General features: G+C 56.6%; 14 protein-coding genes. 13 read left to right on the plus strand and 1 reads right to left on the minus strand.

Annotated elements, in window-relative coordinates; translation table 11 throughout:
* Complete coding sequence (locus V9K67_RS03155; RefSeq protein ID WP_336720018.1) at nt 1-1,362, plus strand: sensor histidine kinase; 1,362 nt, start codon at nt 1-3, stop codon at nt 1,360-1,362.
* A 375-nt stretch (nt 1,363-1,737) separates the two neighbouring features.
* On the opposite strand, the gene V9K67_RS03160 is transcribed toward V9K67_RS03155, so the two are convergent.
* Entirely contained in the window at nt 1,738-3,003 is a 1,266-nt protein-coding gene (locus V9K67_RS03160; protein WP_336720020.1) for an S-adenosylmethionine:tRNA ribosyltransferase-isomerase, read from the minus strand.
* A gap of 299 nt (nt 3,004-3,302) precedes the next feature.
* Between V9K67_RS03160 and mraZ the strand changes: the two genes are divergently transcribed.
* The 12 genes from mraZ to ftsA all read left to right on the plus strand — a co-directional run bounded on the left by mraZ (nt 3,303) and on the right by ftsA (nt 18,274).
* Nucleotides 3,303-3,749 (plus strand): division/cell wall cluster transcriptional repressor MraZ, encoded by a 447-nt coding sequence (mraZ, locus tag V9K67_RS03165; protein ID WP_336720021.1) that lies wholly within the window; start codon nt 3,303-3,305, stop codon nt 3,747-3,749.
* A gap of 12 nt (nt 3,750-3,761) precedes the next feature.
* Nucleotides 3,762-4,718 (plus strand): 16S rRNA (cytosine(1402)-N(4))-methyltransferase RsmH, encoded by a 957-nt coding sequence (gene rsmH / locus V9K67_RS03170; RefSeq protein ID WP_336720023.1) that lies wholly within the window; start codon nt 3,762-3,764, stop codon nt 4,716-4,718.
* A 28-nt stretch (nt 4,719-4,746) separates the two neighbouring features.
* Complete coding sequence (locus V9K67_RS03175) at nt 4,747-5,094, plus strand: FtsL-like putative cell division protein (RefSeq protein ID WP_336720026.1); 348 nt, start codon at nt 4,747-4,749, stop codon at nt 5,092-5,094.
* Between the two features lie 68 nt (nt 5,095-5,162).
* On the plus strand, nt 5,163-7,220 hold the full coding sequence (locus tag V9K67_RS03180) for a penicillin-binding protein (RefSeq protein ID WP_336720028.1): 2,058 nt from the start codon (nt 5,163-5,165) through the stop codon (nt 7,218-7,220).
* Nucleotides 7,221-8,687 carry a UDP-N-acetylmuramoyl-L-alanyl-D-glutamate--2,6-diaminopimelate ligase gene (locus V9K67_RS03185; RefSeq protein WP_336720030.1) on the plus strand — a complete coding sequence of 489 codons (1,467 nt, stop codon included), beginning with the start codon at nt 7,221-7,223 and terminating at the stop codon, nt 8,685-8,687. It abuts the gene before it with no gap.
* A 50-nt stretch (nt 8,688-8,737) separates the two neighbouring features.
* Nucleotides 8,738-10,015 (plus strand): phospho-N-acetylmuramoyl-pentapeptide-transferase, encoded by a 1,278-nt coding sequence (gene mraY / locus V9K67_RS03190; protein ID WP_336720033.1) that lies wholly within the window; start codon nt 8,738-8,740, stop codon nt 10,013-10,015.
* A 48-nt stretch (nt 10,016-10,063) separates the two neighbouring features.
* Nucleotides 10,064-11,437, plus strand: a complete 1,374-nt coding sequence (murD, locus tag V9K67_RS03195; protein ID WP_336720034.1) for a UDP-N-acetylmuramoyl-L-alanine--D-glutamate ligase — start codon at nt 10,064-10,066, stop codon at nt 11,435-11,437.
* Nucleotides 11,438-11,494: 57 nt separating this feature from the next.
* On the plus strand, nt 11,495-12,943 hold the full coding sequence (locus V9K67_RS03200) for an FtsW/RodA/SpoVE family cell cycle protein (protein ID WP_336720038.1): 1,449 nt from the start codon (nt 11,495-11,497) through the stop codon (nt 12,941-12,943).
* Nucleotides 12,944-12,980: 37 nt separating this feature from the next.
* The gene (gene murG / locus V9K67_RS03205) at nt 12,981-14,177 is read left to right on the plus strand and encodes an undecaprenyldiphospho-muramoylpentapeptide beta-N-acetylglucosaminyltransferase (RefSeq protein WP_336720041.1); all 1,197 of its coding nucleotides are present in this window, start codon (nt 12,981-12,983) and stop codon (nt 14,175-14,177) included.
* Between the two features lie 36 nt (nt 14,178-14,213).
* Nucleotides 14,214-15,650, plus strand: a complete 1,437-nt coding sequence (murC, locus tag V9K67_RS03210; RefSeq protein ID WP_336720043.1) for a UDP-N-acetylmuramate--L-alanine ligase — start codon at nt 14,214-14,216, stop codon at nt 15,648-15,650.
* Nucleotides 15,650-16,801: a cell division protein FtsQ/DivIB gene (locus V9K67_RS03215; RefSeq protein ID WP_336720044.1), complete on the plus strand. Its 1,152-nt coding sequence runs from the start codon at nt 15,650-15,652 to the stop codon at nt 16,799-16,801. Before murC ends, V9K67_RS03215 begins: the two co-directional genes overlap by 1 nt.
* A gap of 102 nt (nt 16,802-16,903) precedes the next feature.
* Nucleotides 16,904-18,274 carry a cell division protein FtsA gene (gene ftsA / locus V9K67_RS03220; RefSeq protein ID WP_336720045.1) on the plus strand — a complete coding sequence of 457 codons (1,371 nt, stop codon included), beginning with the start codon at nt 16,904-16,906 and terminating at the stop codon, nt 18,272-18,274.
* Nucleotides 18,275-18,336: the final 62 nt, after the last annotated feature.

The raw sequence follows: 18,336 nt of genomic DNA on the forward strand, positions 1-18,336 counted from the left end.
GTGAAACGCACATTTCCCATAATAATAGTCCTGATCACCATTTCGTTGCTGGGAATTATCCTCATTCAGATATCCTGGCTGAACAACATGGTGCTGCTGCGTCACGAACAGATAGAGCAGAAGATCTTTGACGCTACCAGCAAGGTTGCGGAAGAATTGGCACAATACAAGGGCCTGCCCGCTTCGCCGCACAAGGTGCTTCCCGGCCTCAGCGAGGACTTTAGCCTGGAGCTGGCCCGCCCCTATAACGTAGGCCAGCGGTTCACCGCCCAGGAAATCTACGACAAGATCAAGCGCTCCTTTATTACCCAGAACCTCGAGCACGTCCCCTTCGAATTCGGCCTGACCACCATCAGCAGCGGCCTGGTGGAGCATATGGAGCGCCAGAGCAATAACTTCGTGGAATGGTCCGAAGACAAGGAAAAATACAAATCCTGGTTTAACCTGCTGAGTTCGCCCAGCGGCTCGGCTTCCGAGAACCTGGCCTTCGATGAGATGCTGATCGTCATCACGCCGGTGACCAAGAACATCGTGACCCAGAGCCTGCTGCCCCGCATGCTGATTGCGGCCCTGCTGCTGCTGATCGTCATCACGGCCTTTTACCTCACCATCCGCACCATGCTGCGCCAGAAGAAGCTCACCGAGATCAAGAACGACTTTATCAACAACATGACCCACGAGCTGAAGACGCCGCTGGCCACCATCTCGCTGGCCGTGGATGCGCTGAAGAGCGAAAAGGTGTTTAAGGACCCGCAAAAGATTTCGTATTTCAGCGGCATCATCAAGGAAGAGAACCAGCGGATGAACCGGCAGGTGGAAACCATCCTCAAGTCGGCCCTGCTGGAGAAGCAGGAGGTGCAGCTCAACCTGAAGCCGATCCATGTGCACCAGGTGATCGAGGACGTGGCCGACAACTTTATTTTGCGGCTCGACGAAAAGAACGGCGAGCTCGAAACGCGGCTGGGCGCCCATAACGACCTGATCGAGGCGGACGAGGTGCACTTCTCCAACCTGATCAACAACCTGCTCGACAATGCTGTCAAATATTCCCGGGACGACGTACCGCCCCAGGTGATCATATCCACCTCTTCCAACAATAAAAAGATCATGATCCGCATCGAGGACAACGGCATCGGCATGAGCCGCGAAACCCTCAAGCGCATTTTTGAAAAATTCTACCGGGCGCATACCGGCAATGTGCACAACGTAAAAGGCTTTGGCCTCGGCCTCACTTATGTGAAAAGCGTGGTGGAAGCCCACAACGGCACCATCAAGGCGGAAAGCGCCCTGGGCAAGGGCAGCTGCTTTACCATCGAGCTCCCCCTGCAAAGCCTGCCCGAAATGGCTAAGCGCCATAGGTAGCCCTGCTATAAATTAATGTTAGGACATAATCTTTTAAGAAAAGGGAAAGAATTGTTGTCGGGAAAAGAAGCCTGGAGGGCTTCACTGTGAATAGCCCCGGGTGAAACCCGGGGGCAGCCGTAGTTCGCTACCGCAACCCCGAAGGGGTTGAATGTGTCCTGTTCGATTTACACTAGTCTCCTGTTATGGAAAACACTTCGGAAATTCTTTTTATGGGGAACCTTTCTCCTGGCCGCAGGTCCCACAATCAACCCCATTCGGGGTTGAGGGAAGAAACTACGGCTGCCCCCGGGTTTCACCCGGGGCTATTCACAGTGAAGCCCTTCAGGCTTCCTTCCCGCAGCCCAATCAAATAGCTGTTGCAATCTTTTTTGTTTACGGGTTCTCTTCATTGGAAGGGATAGGAGGGAGGTCGGCCCGAAACAGCAAGCTGCTGTCGCCATAGCTCAGGAAGCGGTAGTCGTGCGCCAGGGCATGGTCATACACTTTTCGCCACTTTTCCCCAATAAAGGCGGCTACCAGCAGCAGCAGGGTGGATTGCGGCTGGTGAAAGTTGGTGAACAGGGCCGAGGCGGAATGGAACGTATAGCCGGGAACGATCAGCAGGCTGGTCTGGCAGAATACCTCGTCGGCACCTTGTCCTTCTATATAATTTAAAATGGCCTGCAGGCTGTCGGCATAGCTGATCCCTTTTGATTCCAGTTCATAGGCTTCCCATTGCTGCAAGACCAGTTCCTGGGGCGACAGCTCGGGGTTGTGCAGGAGTTTTATGCCGATCCAGTACAGGCTTTCCAGCGTGCGCAGCGAGGTGGTGCCTACGGCTACGATCGGCCGTGGTTGCTGCAGGGCGCGCAACGTGGCTTTGCTGACCGAAAAATGCTCGGCATGCATGGCATGGTCCGCTATGGTTTCGGACTTCACCGGCTTGAAGGTGCCGGCGCCCACATGCAGGGTAATGTATTGCGGCAAAACGCCCTTGTCCTTCAGCGTTTCCATCACCTGTTCGGTAAAGTGGAGGGCGGCCGTCGGCGCGGCCACCGATCCCTCGTGGCGGGCGAAGATGGTCTGGTAGCGGTCGGCGTCTTCCACCTCGGCGGCTCTCTTGATATAAGGAGGGAGGGGAATGGCGCCGGCGGCATGCAGCACCTCGGCAAAGGCATAGTGGGAGGGGGCCCAAAAAAACTCGATGGCGAAACAGTCGGCCCGCTTTTCCACATAGCGTGCGGTGAGCTGTACCGGTGTTCCCTCCAGGACGATCTCCTTGTGCAACAGCTGTCCCGGTTTCCACTTGGAGGCGCCGCCGATCAGGCATTGCCATTGCGTCTTTTCTGTCTGGGCCATGGTCTGGGCAATGTTCTGGTAGGGGCCGTCGGGCTCGAGGCAGAAGATCTCGATCACGCCGCCGGTGGCTTTCTGGAAAAACAGCCGGGCCTCTATGACCTTGGTATTATTTAATATAAGGGTGGCATCGGCCGGCACGTGGCGGGCGGCGTTTTTGAAGCGGTCTTCTTCCAGGTCCCCGTCCCGGAAGATCAGCAGTTTCGATTCATCCCGCTGGGCCAAAGGGTGGTCGGCGATGCGGTCGGCGGGGAGGGAGTAGCTGTACTCCTGGATGTAGATGTTGGCGGGTTGTATGTTCATGTGTACGACTGCGGCTGACTGCAGCAGGAGGTACAAAAGTATTCATTCCCCCTGCCTCATGGTTGGAAAAAAGTATATTCGTGCCCGGTTTTCTGCGCACAAGTTTTCCACAGTTTTTTCACCTCAATTCACAGCATATTCCTCCCACTCGGAGGTGTACCCCTGGAAGCCTTGACAGGCAAGCATTTTAGAAAGAATCGCCATGTGGAAAAAATTATTAAATCAATTATCTCAAGCCGAAGTGGGAAAAGGTGTTATTTTGTGTCAAATCAGGGCGCTTTTCCCCATAAAAAAACGGAATGACAGGCTTTCTCGGCGAATTTGAAGCTACTCTGGACGCCAAAGGTCGCTTCCTCCTGCCGGCAGGCTTTAAAAAGCAACTGCCGGGAGGTGATAATACCCGCTTTGTCATTAACCGGGGGTTTGAAAAATGCCTGAGCCTGTACACGATGGAAAGCTGGGAGCCCCTGTACGCCAAGATCAGGACCCTCAACGATTTCGATCCGAAGGTGCGGGAGTTCCGGAGGTTCTTTCTGAACGGCGCCACCATCGTGGAGCCCGATTCGGCCGGGCGCATCCTGCTGCCGGCCAACCTGAAAGAATACGCCGGCCTGGAGAAAGACATTGTGCTGGCCTCGGCCGTAGATAAAATTGAGATCTGGTCAAAAGAAAAATACCAGCAGTTCTTTGATTCCTATTCGCCGGACAACTTCAGCGACCTGGCAAAATCGGTAATGGTAGACTAAGAGAAAAAAGAGATGAAAGCGAAAAAAGAGAAACAGCAGAAAGGGGTAGGAGAGGAGGAAACCTCTGTCGGCTACCACGTACCGGTGATGCTGGAGGAAGTGATCGAGGCCCTCGACATCCGGCCCGACGGTGTGTATGTCGACTGCACCTTTGGCGGCGGCGGACACAGCCGGGCGATCCTGGCGCAGCTGGGAGACAAGGGAAAGCTCGTCGCCTTCGACCAGGATGAGGATGCAAAGCGCAACCTGCCCGACGACAGCCGGGTGTTGTTTGTGCCGCACAACTTCCGCCACCTGAAACGGTTCCTGCAACTGCACGGCCTCCGGGAGGTGGACGGTGTCCTGGCCGACCTGGGCGTCAGCAGCCACCAGTTTGACGAAGGTTCCCGCGGGTTTTCCACCCGCTTCGATGCGGACCTCGACATGCGCATGGACCAGCGGCAGGAGCGGAAAGCGGTGGATATCGTGAACACCTATAGCGAAGCGCAGTTGCACAAGCTGTTCGAGCGGTACGGCGAGGTAACGAATTCCAAAACCCTGGCCCGCACCCTGGTGGAAGCCCGGCGAACGATGTCGCTGCAGACCATCGACGCGTTCAAGACGGCCGTACAGGGAGTGGTGAAAGGCAACCCGCATAAGTATTTCGCACAGGTGTTCCAGGCGCTGCGCATAGAGGTCAACGATGAGCTGGGAGCGCTGAAGGAGTTGCTGGAACAAGTACCCCAGGTGTTGCGCGAAGGAGGAAGAGCCGCTTTCATCACCTTTCATTCGCTGGAAGACCGCCTGGTGAAAGTGTTTTTCCGCGACGGCGTCTTTGAGCAGGAGGAGCAGCATCCTTTTGAACCGGGAGCGAAAGTGAAGCGCGAGCTGAAGGTGGTGTATAAAAAGCCGCTGGTGGCCACGCAGGAGGAGATGAGGCGGAACCCGCGCTCCCGCAGCGCCAAGCTGAGAGTGGCGGAAAAGCTGTGAAACGACAAAAACCAAAAACGGAGCGTTCATGGGGGTGCAAAAAAAAGAGAAAGAGTGGTTGCGCATTCGCTGGAAGCGGATGCTGAATTACCAGAATATAGTGAAGCAGATTCCTTTCTTTCTTTTCCTGACGGTGCTGGCGGTGCTCTATATCTATAACGGGCACTTTGCCGACAAGGCCGTCCGGGAGATCAGCCGGACAGAAAGAGAGCTGAAAGAGTTGAAACATGAATACAAAACGGTGAAGGGAGAGGTGTTGTTCAGGAGCAAACAGAGCGAACTGGCAAAAGCGGTGGAGCCGTTGGGTTTGAAAGAAATGTCAGTAGCGCCGATGGTCCTGGTCGACAGCACCGCCCCGGAAAACCATAACCCTTAAATGCGACAGCCCCAGTGGAGATCAAGCGCGACATATTGTGGAGAGTTTACCTGAGCTTCATAGGAATTGTGGTGCTCGGTATTCTGGTGTTGGGCCGGGCGGTATTTATTCAACGGGTAGAAGGACAACACTGGTTGAAGGTATCCGACGACCTGCACCTGAAGATCGATTCCCTCCGCGCGGAGCGGGGCACCATCTTCAGCGAGGACGGCGAGATGCTCAGCACCTCCATTCCTTACTTCGATATCTATATGGATTTCGGGGCGGAAGGATTGAGGGATAAGAACGGAAAGCGTTTCCGTGAAAATATCGACTCGTTTGCCTATGCCCTGTCGCACTTTTTCGGCGACCGGTCCAAGGGCGAGTATAAAAAAGATTTGCAGGTGGCGTACAATGCCCGCAACCGGTATTACCTCATCCGGAAGGGCCTGTCGTTCGACCAGTACAAAAGTTTCCGGGATTTTCCCCTGGTGCGGATGGGCCGCAACCGCAGCGGGATCATCGCCGAGGTAAAGACCAAGCGCCTGAACCCTTATGGGATCCTGGCGCGCCGTACCATCGGCCTGCTGCGCGAGAACGCCCAGAAGGTGGGCCTGGAGCGGACCTATGATGAGATGCTGAAGGGAAGGGACGGACGCCGCCTGGTACGCTTTATCGCCGGGGGCGCCGCGGTGCCGGTGGAAGGCAGCCAGCTCGACCCCGAAAACGGCAGGGACGTGGTCACCACCCTGGATGTGAACATCCAGGACGTGGTGGAAAGTGCGTTGCTGAAGATGATGGAGCAGAGCGAGTCGCAGTACGGCACCTGCCTGGTGATGGAAACCAAGACCGGCAAGATCAAGGCCATCGCCAACCTCGGCTGGAACGGGAAGTCGGGCCGCTACGAGGAGAACCAGAATTTCGCCCTGCAGACCAACGAGCCGGGTTCCACCATCAAGCTGGCGACCCTGCTGGCGGTGCTGGATGCCGGGTCGAGCCGGGTAACGGATTATGTGGAGGTGGGTTCTACCGGCAACGCCTTCGTGGGCGTGCGCAACGTTACCGATGCCGAACGGGCCCCCCGTCCGGTATTGTCGGTGGAGGAATGCTTCGCACACAGCTCGAACGTGGGCATGAGCAAGCTGGCCTACAAGGCCTTTGCCTCCAACCCCGACCGCTTCAAGGGCTACCTGCACCGGTTTCACCTGGACCGGCCGGTAGGGGTGGGGCTGATCGGTGAAGAGCAGCCGCGGCTGCCGCACTGGAGAAGAAACAAGGAGGGCCTGCACGCGATGCTGACCATGAGCTTTGGTTATGCCATCGAGGTGAGCCCGTTTCATACGTTGATGCTGTACAATGCTATTGCCAACGGGGGCACCATGGTGCGCCCTTACCTGGTCAACAGCATCCAGAACAACGGCATCCCGGTAAAGACCTTTACCACGGAGGTGGTGACCAATAACCTGTGCAAGCCGGCGGTAGTGAAAGCTGCCCGCCGTTGCATGGAGGCAGTGGTGACGGAAGGAACGGCAAAAGGAGTTTTTGCCGATTGCCCGTTTCCGGTGGCCGGCAAAACCGGTACCGCCCACGTAGCCGGCGGCAATGTGAAATATTACGATGGCGTGTACCAGGCTTCGTTCTGCGGGTATTTCCCCGCCGACAAGCCGGAATACAGCTGCATCGTGGTGATCAAGACCAAGCCGCACGCCCTGGCCCACTACGGCGGACAACTGGCCGCCCCGGTGTTCAAGGAAGTGGCTACCAAGCTGTACGCCATGTACGTGCAGCGGAAGCGGAAGAACCCGCTGCGGCTGACCCCCGACAGTACGGTGGCCGCTTATGCAGGTTACCGCGAGGATGTGAAGAACATCCTCAACACGATGAACATGCGCTACACCGACTCGGGCAGCAAGGGCGTGTGGAACGTGATGGTGACCCGCCCCTCGCGGCCGGTGGTAAAGGCGGAAGTGGTGAAAAAGAAAACCATTCCCGATGTGCACAACATGACCCTCCGGGATGCCCTGTACATCCTGGAGAATATGGATATAAAAGTAGTAGCGAAGGGCCGCGGAAAAGTGGTGGCGCAGGATATCCTGCCCGGCACGCCCGTCACCCGGAACCAACGTATAACCCTGGTATTGAATTAAGTGAAGAAGCTATCCGACATATTGTATAAGGTGAACCTTATTGCCGTCAACGGCAGTATGGACCGCGACATTGCCGGCGTGGAGATGGACTCCCGCAAAGCCGGCAAGGGCAGCTTGTTCATAGCCGTGAAGGGCGTTGCTGTGGATGGCCACGCCTTTATCGACAAGGCGGTGGAGCAGGGCGCTGCCGCAGTGCTCTGTGAGCGCCTGCCGGCCCAGAAGCAGCCCGGCGTCACCTACATCCAGACCGGCAACAGTGCCGAGGCGGCCGGAGTGGCGGCCCATAATTTTTATGGACAGCCTTCCCGCCAGCTGGAGCTGGTAGGGGTGACCGGCACCAACGGCAAAACCACCATCGCCACCCTGCTCTACAACCTATACACCTGCCTGGGGTACGATTGCGGCTTGTTGAGCACCGTGGAGAACCGCATTGCCGGCAACGTGGTCCCGGCCACGCATACCACCCCGGACCCCATCAGCCTGAACGCGCTGCTGCGCCGGATGGTGGATGCCGGATGTACCCATGCGTTCATGGAAGTGAGCTCGCATGCCGTGCACCAGCGCCGCATTGCCGGGCTGGAGTTCGCCGGCGGCCTGTTTACCAATATTTCGCACGACCACCTGGACTATCATAAAACGTTCGACGAGTACATCAAAGCCAAAAAGGCCTTTTTCGACGGCCTGCCCGCCAGTGCCTTTGCCCTCACCAATGCCGACGACAAGCGCGGGATGGTGATGCTGCAGAATACCGGCGCCCGCAAGCTGACCTACAGCCTGCGCACCGAGGCCGACGTGAAGGGAAAGATCCTGGAGAACGGCCTGGGCGGACTGGTGATGATCGTCAACGGGCTGGAGGTGCATTTCCGCCTTATCGGCGAGTTCAACGCCTACAACCTGCTGGCCGTGTACGGCGCGGCGGTGAGCCTGGGCGAAGACAAGCAGAACGTGCTGCAGTGCCTGAGCAACATCACCGGGGCCGAAGGGCGCTTCGACTATATGGTGTCGCCGAAGGAAAGCGTGGTGGGTATCGTGGACTACGCCCATACGCCCGACGCCCTGCTGAACGTGCTGGCCACCATCAAAAAGCTGCGGACCGGAAGGGAGCAGGTGATCACCGTGGTGGGCTGCGGCGGCGACCGCGACAAGACCAAGCGGCCCGTGATGGGGGAGGTGGCCTGCGAACACAGCGACAAGGTGATCTTCACCTCCGACAACCCGCGGAGCGAAGACCCGGAGCAGATCCTGGCCGACATGGAACAGGGACTGAGCACGGCTTCCAAACGGAAGTACGTGGTCATCTCCGACCGGCGGCAGGCCATTAAAACGGCCATTAGCATGGCGCAGCCCCAGGATATCGTGCTGATCGCCGGCAAGGGCCACGAAAAGTACCAGGAGGTGAAAGGGGTGAAACACCATTTCGACGACAAGGAAGTACTGCTGGAAATGTTCCGGCTGCTGGAAAAGTAAAGGAGTCAATAACTAAGGAATCATAATCGTAATTCGTAAAACGTTTATTCATGCTGTATCACTTTTTTGAATGGTTAAGGACTGAAGGCGCCCGGTTTCCCGGTGCATCGCTGTTTCAGTTCATTACCTTCAGGGTGCTGCTGGCTGTTATTTTATCGCTGTTTATCACTACCGTTTACGGAAAGCGATTAATAAAGTTTTTGCAGAAGAAGCAGATCGGCGAAAGTGTGCGCGATCTGGGCCTGGCTGGGGAGCAGCAAAAGAAAGGCACGCCTACCATGGGTGGTATTATCATCATCCTGGCCATCCTGATCCCGACGCTGCTGCTGGCCAACCTCGAAAAGGTCTACATCCGGCTGATGATCATCAGCACCGTATGGCTGGGCATCATTGGCTTTATCGACGACTACCTGAAGCTGCGGGCCAAGAAGATCGCCCAGCAGAAAGGCGTTGCCTACCGCAAGGGCGACAGCGACGGCCTGGCCGGCTGGTTCAAGATCCTGGGCCAGGTAGGCCTGGGCATCATTGTCGGCGCCACCCTTTACTTCAACTCGAACGTAAAGATCTGGCGCGAGTACCAGGGTACGCCCCGGACCAACGACACCTCCATCATTACCCGGGAAGTGAACGGAAGGCCGAAGCATTTCGTGGAAGCCAAGGAGCCGGTGACCACCATCCCGTTCGTGAAGAACCACGAGTTCAATTATTCGAAGCTGCTGCCCGAAGGGCTGCGCGAGTATACCTGGGTGCTGTATATCCTGATCGTGATCTTCATCATCACGGCGGTGTCCAACGGCTCCAATATAACGGACGGGCTGGACGGGCTGGCCACGGGCACCTCGGCGCTGATCGGGGTCTGCCTGGGCATCTTTGCCTATGCCAGCGGCAACCTGCTGTTTGCCGATTACCTCAATATCATGTACATCCCCAACCTGGGCGAGCTGTCCATTTTTATCGGGGCCATGATCGGGGCGTGCATCGGCTTTTTGTGGTACAACTCGTTTCCCGCCCAGGTATTCATGGGCGATACGGGCAGCCTGAGCCTCGGGGGCATTATTGCCGCCCTGGCCATCATCGTCCACAAGGAACTGCTGATCCCGATCTTTTGCGGGGTGTTCCTGGTGGAAAACCTCAGCGTGATGCTGCAGGTGAGCTATTTCAAATACACCAAGAAAAAATACGGGGAAGGCCGGCGGATCTTTTTAATGAGCCCGCTGCACCACCACTACCAGAAAAAAGGGTATCACGAATCCAAGATCGTGACCCGCTTCTGGATCGTGACCCTGTTGTGCGTGGTGTTTTCGATCGTAACATTAAAACTGAGATAGAGCGGTCAATGAGAATTGACGTAGGACCATTGACCAATGACCATTAAGATGACGAAAAAATTGATCATACTCGGAGGAGGAGAGAGCGGAGTAGGAGCGGCCCTGCTGGCCAAACAAAAAGGCTACGAGGTGCTGCTGATGGATGAAGGTTCTTTGAAAGAAGGTTATCGCAACGAACTGGCCGCGGCCGGCATTCCCTTTATGGAAAAGGGCATTGACGAGGAGCAGCTGCTGTCGGCGGACGAGATCGTGAAAAGCCCGGGCATTCCCGAAAAGAATCCCTGGATGAAAAAGATCCGGGCCAAGGGCATCCCCGTCATCAGCGAGATCGAGCTGGCGTACCGCTACAAGGGCAACAGCAAGATCATCGCCGTCACCGGCAGCAACGGCAAGTCCACCACCACTTCGCTGATCTACCACATCTGCAAGTGGGCGGGACTGGACGCCGCCCTGGTGGGCAACATCGGCTACTCGTTTGCCAAACAGGTGGCCGAGGACCCCAAGCCCCTGTACGTGGCCGAGATCAGTTCGTTCCAGCTGGACGATATCGTAACGTTCCGGCCCAACATCGCGGTGCTGCTCAACATCACCGAAGATCACCTGGACCGCTACGACTACAAGTTCGAGAACTATATCGCCAGCAAGTTCCGGATCGCGATGAACCTGACGTTAAAAGACTTCTTCATCTACAACCTGGATGACGAGGTGATCACCAACTATTTAGAGCGAAACCCAATTATAACCAATCAATTACCAATCAGCATGAAAAAGGAAGTAACCAAAGGCGGTTTCATAAAAGAGGACGAGCTGCACGTGAACACCGGCAATACCGGCAACACCGGTAACACCGGCAATACGCCCAACGAGCAGGTGTCGATGAGCGTGTATGACTTTGCCCTGAAAGGTAAGCACAACCAGTTCAACACCATGGCAGCCAGCGTGGCCGGCTCCACCATGGACATCCGCAAAAACAAGATCCGCGAGGCGGTTCAGACCTTCCAGAGCCTGGAGCACCGCATGGAAAGCGTGGCTACCGTACGCGGCGTGGAATTCGTCAACGACTCCAAAGCCACCAACGTCAACTCTACCTGGTACGCCCTGGAAAGCATGGCCAAACCCACGGTACTGATCCTGGGCGGTGTGGACAAAGGCAACGACTACCAGCTGCTGATGGACCTGGTGACCGACAAGGTAAAAGCCATCGTTTGCATGGGCCTGGACAACAAGAAGATCCACGAAGCGTTTGGCGAAAAAGTACGCGTGGTGGATACCGACAATGCCGCTGATGCCGTAAATGCCGCTTTCAGCCTGGCTACCGTAGGGGATGCCGTGCTGCTGAGCCCTGCCTGCGCCTCCTTCGACCTGTTCAAGAACTATGAAGACAGGGGCAAGCAGTTCAAGGACGCCGTGATGAACTTATAATCCACGGCTCCCTTTGCGAACGGTTGATCGAGTTGTTTGAAAAATTTTCCTTACCAGATGAGTGAAGCGGTAAACATACAGAAGCCCCTGAGCGGGCTGGGGCAGCGCACCAAAGGCGACAAGGTGATCTGGGCATTGGTGTTATTACTGGTGCTGGCATCGCTGTTGGTGGTCTACAGCGCTACCGGTTCGCTGGCCTACAAAATGTACAAGGGCAATACCGAGGTGTATCTGTTCAAGCAGATCGCTTTTATTGCCGTTGGCTTCTGTGTGATTTACTTCGCCCACCTGGTGAACTATACCATTTATTCGCGGATCGCCAAGGTCCTGTTCCTGCTGTCGGTTCCCCTGCTCTTGTACACCCTGTTATTCGGGGTGACCCTGAACGAGGGAAGCCGCTGGATCAGGCTGCCGATCATCAACCTGACGATGCAAACCTCCGACCTGGCAAAGCTGGCCCTGTTCATGTACCTGGCCCGCCTGCTCAGCCGGAAACAAAATGTCATTAAAGATTTTAAAAAAGGGTTCCTGCCGGTAATGACACCGGTGGCCATCACCTGCCTGTTGATTGCGCCGGCCAACCTGTCCACGGCTTTGCTGCTGGGGGCGAGTTGCCTGGTGATGCTGTTTATCGGGCGGGCGCATATCAAGCACCTGCTGGGCGTTATCGGCCTGGCACTGGTGCCGGTGGCTTTCCTGGTCATGGCGGCCGTGATCAGCCATAAGTCGGGACCCGAAGAAGAAGCCGAGGCGCCCCGGGAAAAATCCTCCCGGCTCACCGCCCGTGTATCTACCTGGGTCAGCCGGGTGGAACATTTTATTTATGGTTCCAAGGACCAGGCCGATAACGACAACCTGTACCAGGTGAACCAGGCCAAGATTGCCATTGCCAAAGGCGGCCTGCTGGGCTCCGGCCCGGGCAACAGCGAGCAACGCAACTTTTTGCCGCAGGCCTACAACGACTTTATCTATGCCATCATCATCGAGGAGTACGGATTGCTGGGAGGGGCATTTATCATATTTATCTACCTGGTGTTCCTCTACCGGAGCATCGGGTTGTTCAAACGCTGTCCGTATGCCTTCGGGGCGTTCCTGGCGCTGGGGCTGAGCTTCACCCTGGTGTTCCAGGCAATGGCCAACATGGCGGTGAACGTCAACCTGTTCCCGGTGACCGGGGTGACGCTTCCGCTGGTGAGCATGGGCGGCAGCAGCTTTTTGTTTACCTGCCTGTCCATCGGCATCATCCTGAGCGTGGCCCGCAACGTGGAACAGCTGGAGGCGCCGAAGCCGGATCCGGGTGCTCCCGGCATTGCCGAAGCCGAAGCGGAAGAAGGCCCGCTGAAAAATTATCTCCTGGATGACGACGAGGACGAAGAAGAGGAAGACGAAGAGGAAGAGGGGCAAACGGAACAGGGCAATAAATTAAAACCCGAAAAACGCAAACCCTCGGACATTCCGGCGTCGCTGTTACAGCCGCCCCCCAAAAAGGAATGGCTGAAGCAATAATAAAGTAGCATAATAGCATTCAACTAATAAAGAAACAATGAACAACGGACAGCAACATATCTCTCAGACGGTACCCCCTACCCCCCCCTCCGGGGGGGCAGGGGGGGCTGCCCGTTTCATTATCGCCGGTGGCGGCACCGGCGGGCATATTTTCCCGGCCATTGCCATCGCCAATGCCCTGCGGAAGATAGTGCCGTCCTGCGACATCCTGTTCGTGGGGGCCAAGGGGAAAATGGAAATGGAAAAAGTACCCCAGGCCGGTTATCCCATCCGGGGACTGGACATCGCGGGCTTTAACCGCAGCTCTTTGATCCGCAACGTGGCCCTGCCCTTCAAGCTGGTTAAAAGCTTTTTGCAGGTGCGCCGCATCGTAGGTGAATTCCGGCCCGACGCCGTCATTGGGGTCGGGGGCTATTCGTCCTTCCCGGTGCTGCGCTATGCCCAGGCACAGGGCATCGCCACGTTCATCCACGAATCGAATTCCTTTGCCGGCAAGTCGAATATCCTGCTGGGCAAAAAAGCCACCGGTGTGTTTGTTGCCACCGACGGCATGGAAAAGTTTTTCCCGGCCCAAAAGATCGTCCTCACCGGCAACCCGGTGCGCAAGTCCATCGAACATTCCACGGTTTCGAAAAGCGAAGCCCTGGCGTTCTTCGGCCTGGGCGCCGAAAAGAAAACCGTGCTGGTGGTGGGCGGCAGCCTGGGCGCCAAGTCCATCAACGAGGCCATCGACAAGGACCTGGACCTGCTGCTGCAGGCCGGATTGCAGGTGATCTGGCAAACCGGGAAGCTGTATGCCGAAACCGCAAAGGCCAGGGCCAGGGGTAAGACCGGTGTATGGGTGAACGACTTTATCACCCAGATGGAGAACGCCTATGCCGCGGCCGATATGGTCATTTCGAGGGCAGGGGCCATGGCCATCGCCGAACTTTGCCTGGTGCGCAAGCCGGTGCTGTTCGTGCCGTATCCCTTTGCGGCCGAAGACCACCAGACGGTCAACGCCCAGAACCTGGTACGAAAACACGCCGCCCTGATGGTGACGGACAGCGAAGCAAAGGAACATGCGGTGCCGGCGATCATCCGGCTGTCGCAGAACGAAAACGAACAACAACAACTGGTAGAAAACATAGGCAGGCAGGCGGTGCGGAACGCAGATGAAGTGATTGCCGGTGAAATACTGAACGCCCTGAAGGTCCGCCGCGGCGAAGCCGAAGGTGCCCGGATGGATTTTTAAAGAAACAAAGAGCGATAACTGTTTATTAAAATTTGAATGCTAACGGAGACAAAAAACACAGGCGGTCCTTCTACCTCTCTAGGGGTTTCGAGTGTCTACTTTATTGGTATCGGCGGCATAGGGATGAGCGCCCTGGCCCGGTATTTCCATGCACAGGGGGTACGGGTGGCCGGTTACGATAAAACCCCCACCGACCTTACCCGCGAGCTGGAGCAGTCCGGCATTGCCATTCATTACTCCGAAGACCTGTCGGTGATTCCCAAAGATGCCCAGCTGGTGGTGTACACCCCCGCCGTGCCCCAGGAGCATGCCGAGCTGGTGTACTTCCGCGAAAACGGTTACAAGGTGGTGAAGCGCAGCGACGTGCTGCAGCTGATCACCGAAAACTCTTTTAATATCTGTATCGCCGGCACCCACGGCAAAACCACCATCACCACCATGACCGGCCATATCCTGAGGCATACCGGTTATGGCTGCAACGTTTTCCTTGGGGGCATTTCTGTAAATTACGGTACCAACTTCTGGAGCAGCCCCAACAACGTATGCGTGGTGGAGGCCGATGAATACGACCGCAGCTTCCTGAAGCTGTCGCCCAACATCGCCGTGATCAGCGCCATGGACGCCGACCACCTGGATATCTATGGCACCGAAAAGAACGTGCAGGATGCCTTTGTGGATTTTGGCAATAAATTAAAAGAAGACGGCCTGCTCATTGCCAAGTTCGGCCTGAAACGTGTACGCGACATCCAGGCGCCCCGCAAGCTCGCGTACAGCCTGGGCAACGACAGCGCCGATATTTACGCCTTCGATATCCGCATCGACAACGGCGGTTACCACTACAGCGTGCAACTGCCCGGCAAGGCCATCACCGGCCTGGAGCTGCGGATCGGCGGCATGCACAACGTGGAGAACAGCGTGGCGGCCATTGCCGTGGCCAACGCCCTGGAGATCGACGAAGAAAAGATTAAGGCGGCGGTCAGAGACTTTAAAGGGGTCAAACGCCGTTTCGAATACATCATTCCCCCGGTGCCGCAGGAAAAAGGCGCTTATGTGTACCCGGTATTCATAGACGACTATGCCCACCACCCGGAGGAGCTGCGCGCCCTGCTTACCAGCGCCCGCAGCCTGTTTCCGCAGCGGAAGATCACCATCCTCTTCCAGCCGCACCTCTACACCCGCACCCGCGATTTCGCGGACGGGTTTGCAGAAAGCCTCTCCATAGCCGACGAGGTGATCCTGCTGCCCATCTACCCGGCGCGCGAGCTGCCGATAGAAGGCGTCAGCAGCGAGATGATCCTGGAAAAAGTGGAGCGCGAAAACAAACATATTGTGCCCAAGGATGAACTGGCAGCGTGGATGAGCGGGTACGTTAAAACGATCGACAAGGAATTTGGCGAAGTGATCATTACCGCCGGTGCCGGCGATATCGATACGCTGCTGCCGCAACTGAAAACCATTATCGGACAAGCATAGTGAAAAAGGGCATCTCCATAAAAAAAGTAGTGCAGGCAGGGCTGTGGTTTACCATCGCCAGCGGCATACTCACCCTGCTGGTGGCGGCCAACAGCGGCCGCAACAGCCACTTTTGCAAAAAAGTGGTCATCAACATCCGGGGAGAAGGAGAGGACATGTATCTTGATAAGAGCGATATCGCCGGGGCCCTGAAATTTGCCAACAACGGCCGGCTGATCGACAAGCCGGTGGCGTCCATCGACCTGGCGATGCTGGAAAAAGAGCTGGAAAAGAATCCCTGGATCGCCCAGGCGGAATTGTTTTTCGATCACCGCGACGTGCTGCAGGTAGCCCTCACCGAAAGGCTTCCCGTGGCGCGGGTGTTCACCACCACGGGCAAGTCGTTTTACCTGGACAGCGGCGGCGTACGCATGCCGCTGCTCCCGGGCATGAGCGCCCGCGTGCCGGTAGTGAGCAACTTCCCGGCGGTACGGAAGCTCTCTTCGAAGGACAGCGCCCTGCTGAACGAAGTAAAGCAGGTGGCCACCTTTGTCAACGAGCATCCCTTCTGGCGGGCCCAGATCGCGCAGGTCGACATCACCCCGGCCCGCACCTTCGAGCTGCTGCCGACCATCGGCAACCACGTCATCCGCATCGGCACGGCCGAAAACCTGGACCAGAAGCTGAAACGCCTCTTCCTGTTTTACCAGCAGGTGGCCAGCAAATCGGGCTTCGATCGCTACGGCGCACTGGACGTGCAGTTTGAAGGACAGGTGGTGGCGGTGCATAAGGGCGAGGTGTCGGTGGTGGATTCCCTGAAGCTGCAGGAGAACATCCGCGAGCTGCTGCGCCGCAGCGCCCTGACGCAGGACGAGGAGGAGGCGGAGGAAAGCGAAGCCGCCGCTCAGCAGGCGGAAGCCGAAGCAACGCCCGCCCGAAGGACGGAAACCCCCGGTCCGCAAAGCCCCCCGGCCCAAAGGGAGCAGGACGAGGACCGGAACACGGCAGCGGAAAAAAAGCCCGCGCCGGAGAAGAAAACAACCGAAGTCAAAAAGAAGCCTTCTGAAAAGCCGGTCCGGAACAAACCGGCTGTAAAGAAGCAACCGGAACATAAAACCGCGGACAGAAAGCCCAAAGCCGTTATGCCGCGCAGACAGGAATCAGAAAGATAGACGGGAGCTGAAATTCTCTTGGACAAAAACAATTTTCCGGGCGGCGACGTTTCCACGCTGCTTCCCGGAGTACATAACAACTAAAAGCAACAACTTAAAGACATGAACAACGAGCAACCCATTATTGTTGGCCTCGACATTGGAACCACCAAAATCGCCGTGATCGCCGGAAGGAAGAATGAATTTGGCAAACTGGAAATTTTGGGATTTGGACGTGCCAGCTCCAATGGTGTAAAGCATGGGCAGGTACTGAACATTGACGAAACCATTAAGGCCGTCCGGACCGCACTCACCAATTGTTACGCATCAAACCCGCAACTCGAAATCAACGAGGTGTATGTGGGCATCGCAGGCCACCATATCAAAAGCCTGCAGACCCGTGGCGATATCGTGCGTCAGGACACCGAAAACGAAATCTCGCAAAAGGATGTGGACCAGCTGATCGCCGATCAGTACAAGACGTACATCCCTGCCGGGGACCAGATCATCGATGTGATCCCGCAGGAATTTACGGTGGACAACTTCCAGAACATTCCCGATCCCATCGGGTATGGCGGGGTGAAAGTGGGCGCCAATTTTCACATCATCACCGGTGACAAGAACGCTATCCGCAACATCAACCGTTCCGTGGAGAAGTCGGGCCTGATCACCAAAGACCTGGTTTTACAACCCCTGGCTTCTTCCGCCGCCGTTATGACGCCGGAAGACCTGGAAGCAGGCGTGGCCATCGTGGACATCGGCGGCGGTACCACCGACCTGGCCGTTTTCTACGAAGGCATCCTGAAGCATACAGCCGTGATCCCCTTCGCCGGCGAGAACATCACCAACGACATCAAAACCGGTTTGGGCGTCCTGCGCACCCAGGCCGAGCAGATGAAGGTGCAGTTCGGCAGCGCCCTGGCCAACGAGGCCAAGGCAAACGCCTACATCACCATCCCCGGCCTCCGCGGCATGCCCGCCAAGGAGATCAGCGTGAAAAACCTGGCCAACATCATCCAGGCCCGCATGGGAGAAATCCTGGATTTTGTCACCTACCACCTGAAGCAGGTAGGGCTGGACAATAAGATGCTGAACGGCGGCATCATCCTCACCGGCGGCGGCTCGCAGCTGAAGCATCTCATTCAGCTGACCGAGTACACCACCGGCCTGAACTGCCGCCTGGGACTGCCCAACGAACACCTGGCGCCCGGCCACATCGAAGAGCTGGCCAAGCCAACCTACGCCACGTGCCTCGGCTTGATTTTAAAAGGATACGACGATTACGAACATAACCGCAAACAGTTTGAAAGAGAATTTCGGCAGGTAGTGGTACCTCCCGGGTTGAAGAGTGAAGTAGTGGAAGAAGAGCAACCGGTGGAAGTGATCAGCAGGCAGGAAACTGCGGTACGCAGAAAAGGGATGACCAATTTCTGGGGAAAGTTTAAAAACAGCCTGATCGAGATCTTCAAGGAAGAAGAAGATCATCACCTGTAAGCGTTTTGCGTCTGGCGCCGCTGGGGCACCACCAGACGCAAGCTCTTATCCACCCTCATCCA

The sequence above is a fragment of the Huijunlia imazamoxiresistens genome (genome assembly GCF_037132455.1).
Lineage (GTDB): Bacteria > Bacteroidota > Bacteroidia > Chitinophagales > Chitinophagaceae > Flavisolibacter > Flavisolibacter imazamoxiresistens.

Bases quoted from the DNA above. Each gene is read 5' to 3' on its own strand.
- V9K67_RS03200 (WP_336720038.1), top strand. From the start codon at position 11,495: ATGAGTGAAGCGGTAAACATACAGAAGCCCCTGAGCGGGCTGGGGCAG.
- mraY (WP_336720033.1), top strand. From the start codon at position 8,738: ATGCTGTATCACTTTTTTGAATGGTTAAGGACTGAAGGCGCCCGGTTT.
- rsmH (WP_336720023.1), top strand. From the start codon at position 3,762: ATGAAAGCGAAAAAAGAGAAACAGCAGAAAGGGGTAGGAGAGGAGGAA.
- V9K67_RS03175 (WP_336720026.1), top strand. From the start codon at position 4,747: ATGGGGGTGCAAAAAAAAGAGAAAGAGTGGTTGCGCATTCGCTGGAAG.
- murC (WP_336720043.1), top strand. From the start codon at position 14,214: ATGCTAACGGAGACAAAAAACACAGGCGGTCCTTCTACCTCTCTAGGG.
- mraZ (WP_336720021.1), top strand. From the start codon at position 3,303: ATGACAGGCTTTCTCGGCGAATTTGAAGCTACTCTGGACGCCAAAGGT.
- murG (WP_336720041.1), top strand. From the start codon at position 12,981: ATGAACAACGGACAGCAACATATCTCTCAGACGGTACCCCCTACCCCC.
- murD (WP_336720034.1), top strand. From the start codon at position 10,064: ATGACGAAAAAATTGATCATACTCGGAGGAGGAGAGAGCGGAGTAGGA.
- ftsA (WP_336720045.1), top strand. From the start codon at position 16,904: ATGAACAACGAGCAACCCATTATTGTTGGCCTCGACATTGGAACCACC.
- V9K67_RS03160 (WP_336720020.1), bottom strand. From the start codon at position 3,003: ATGAACATACAACCCGCCAACATCTACATCCAGGAGTACAGCTACTCC.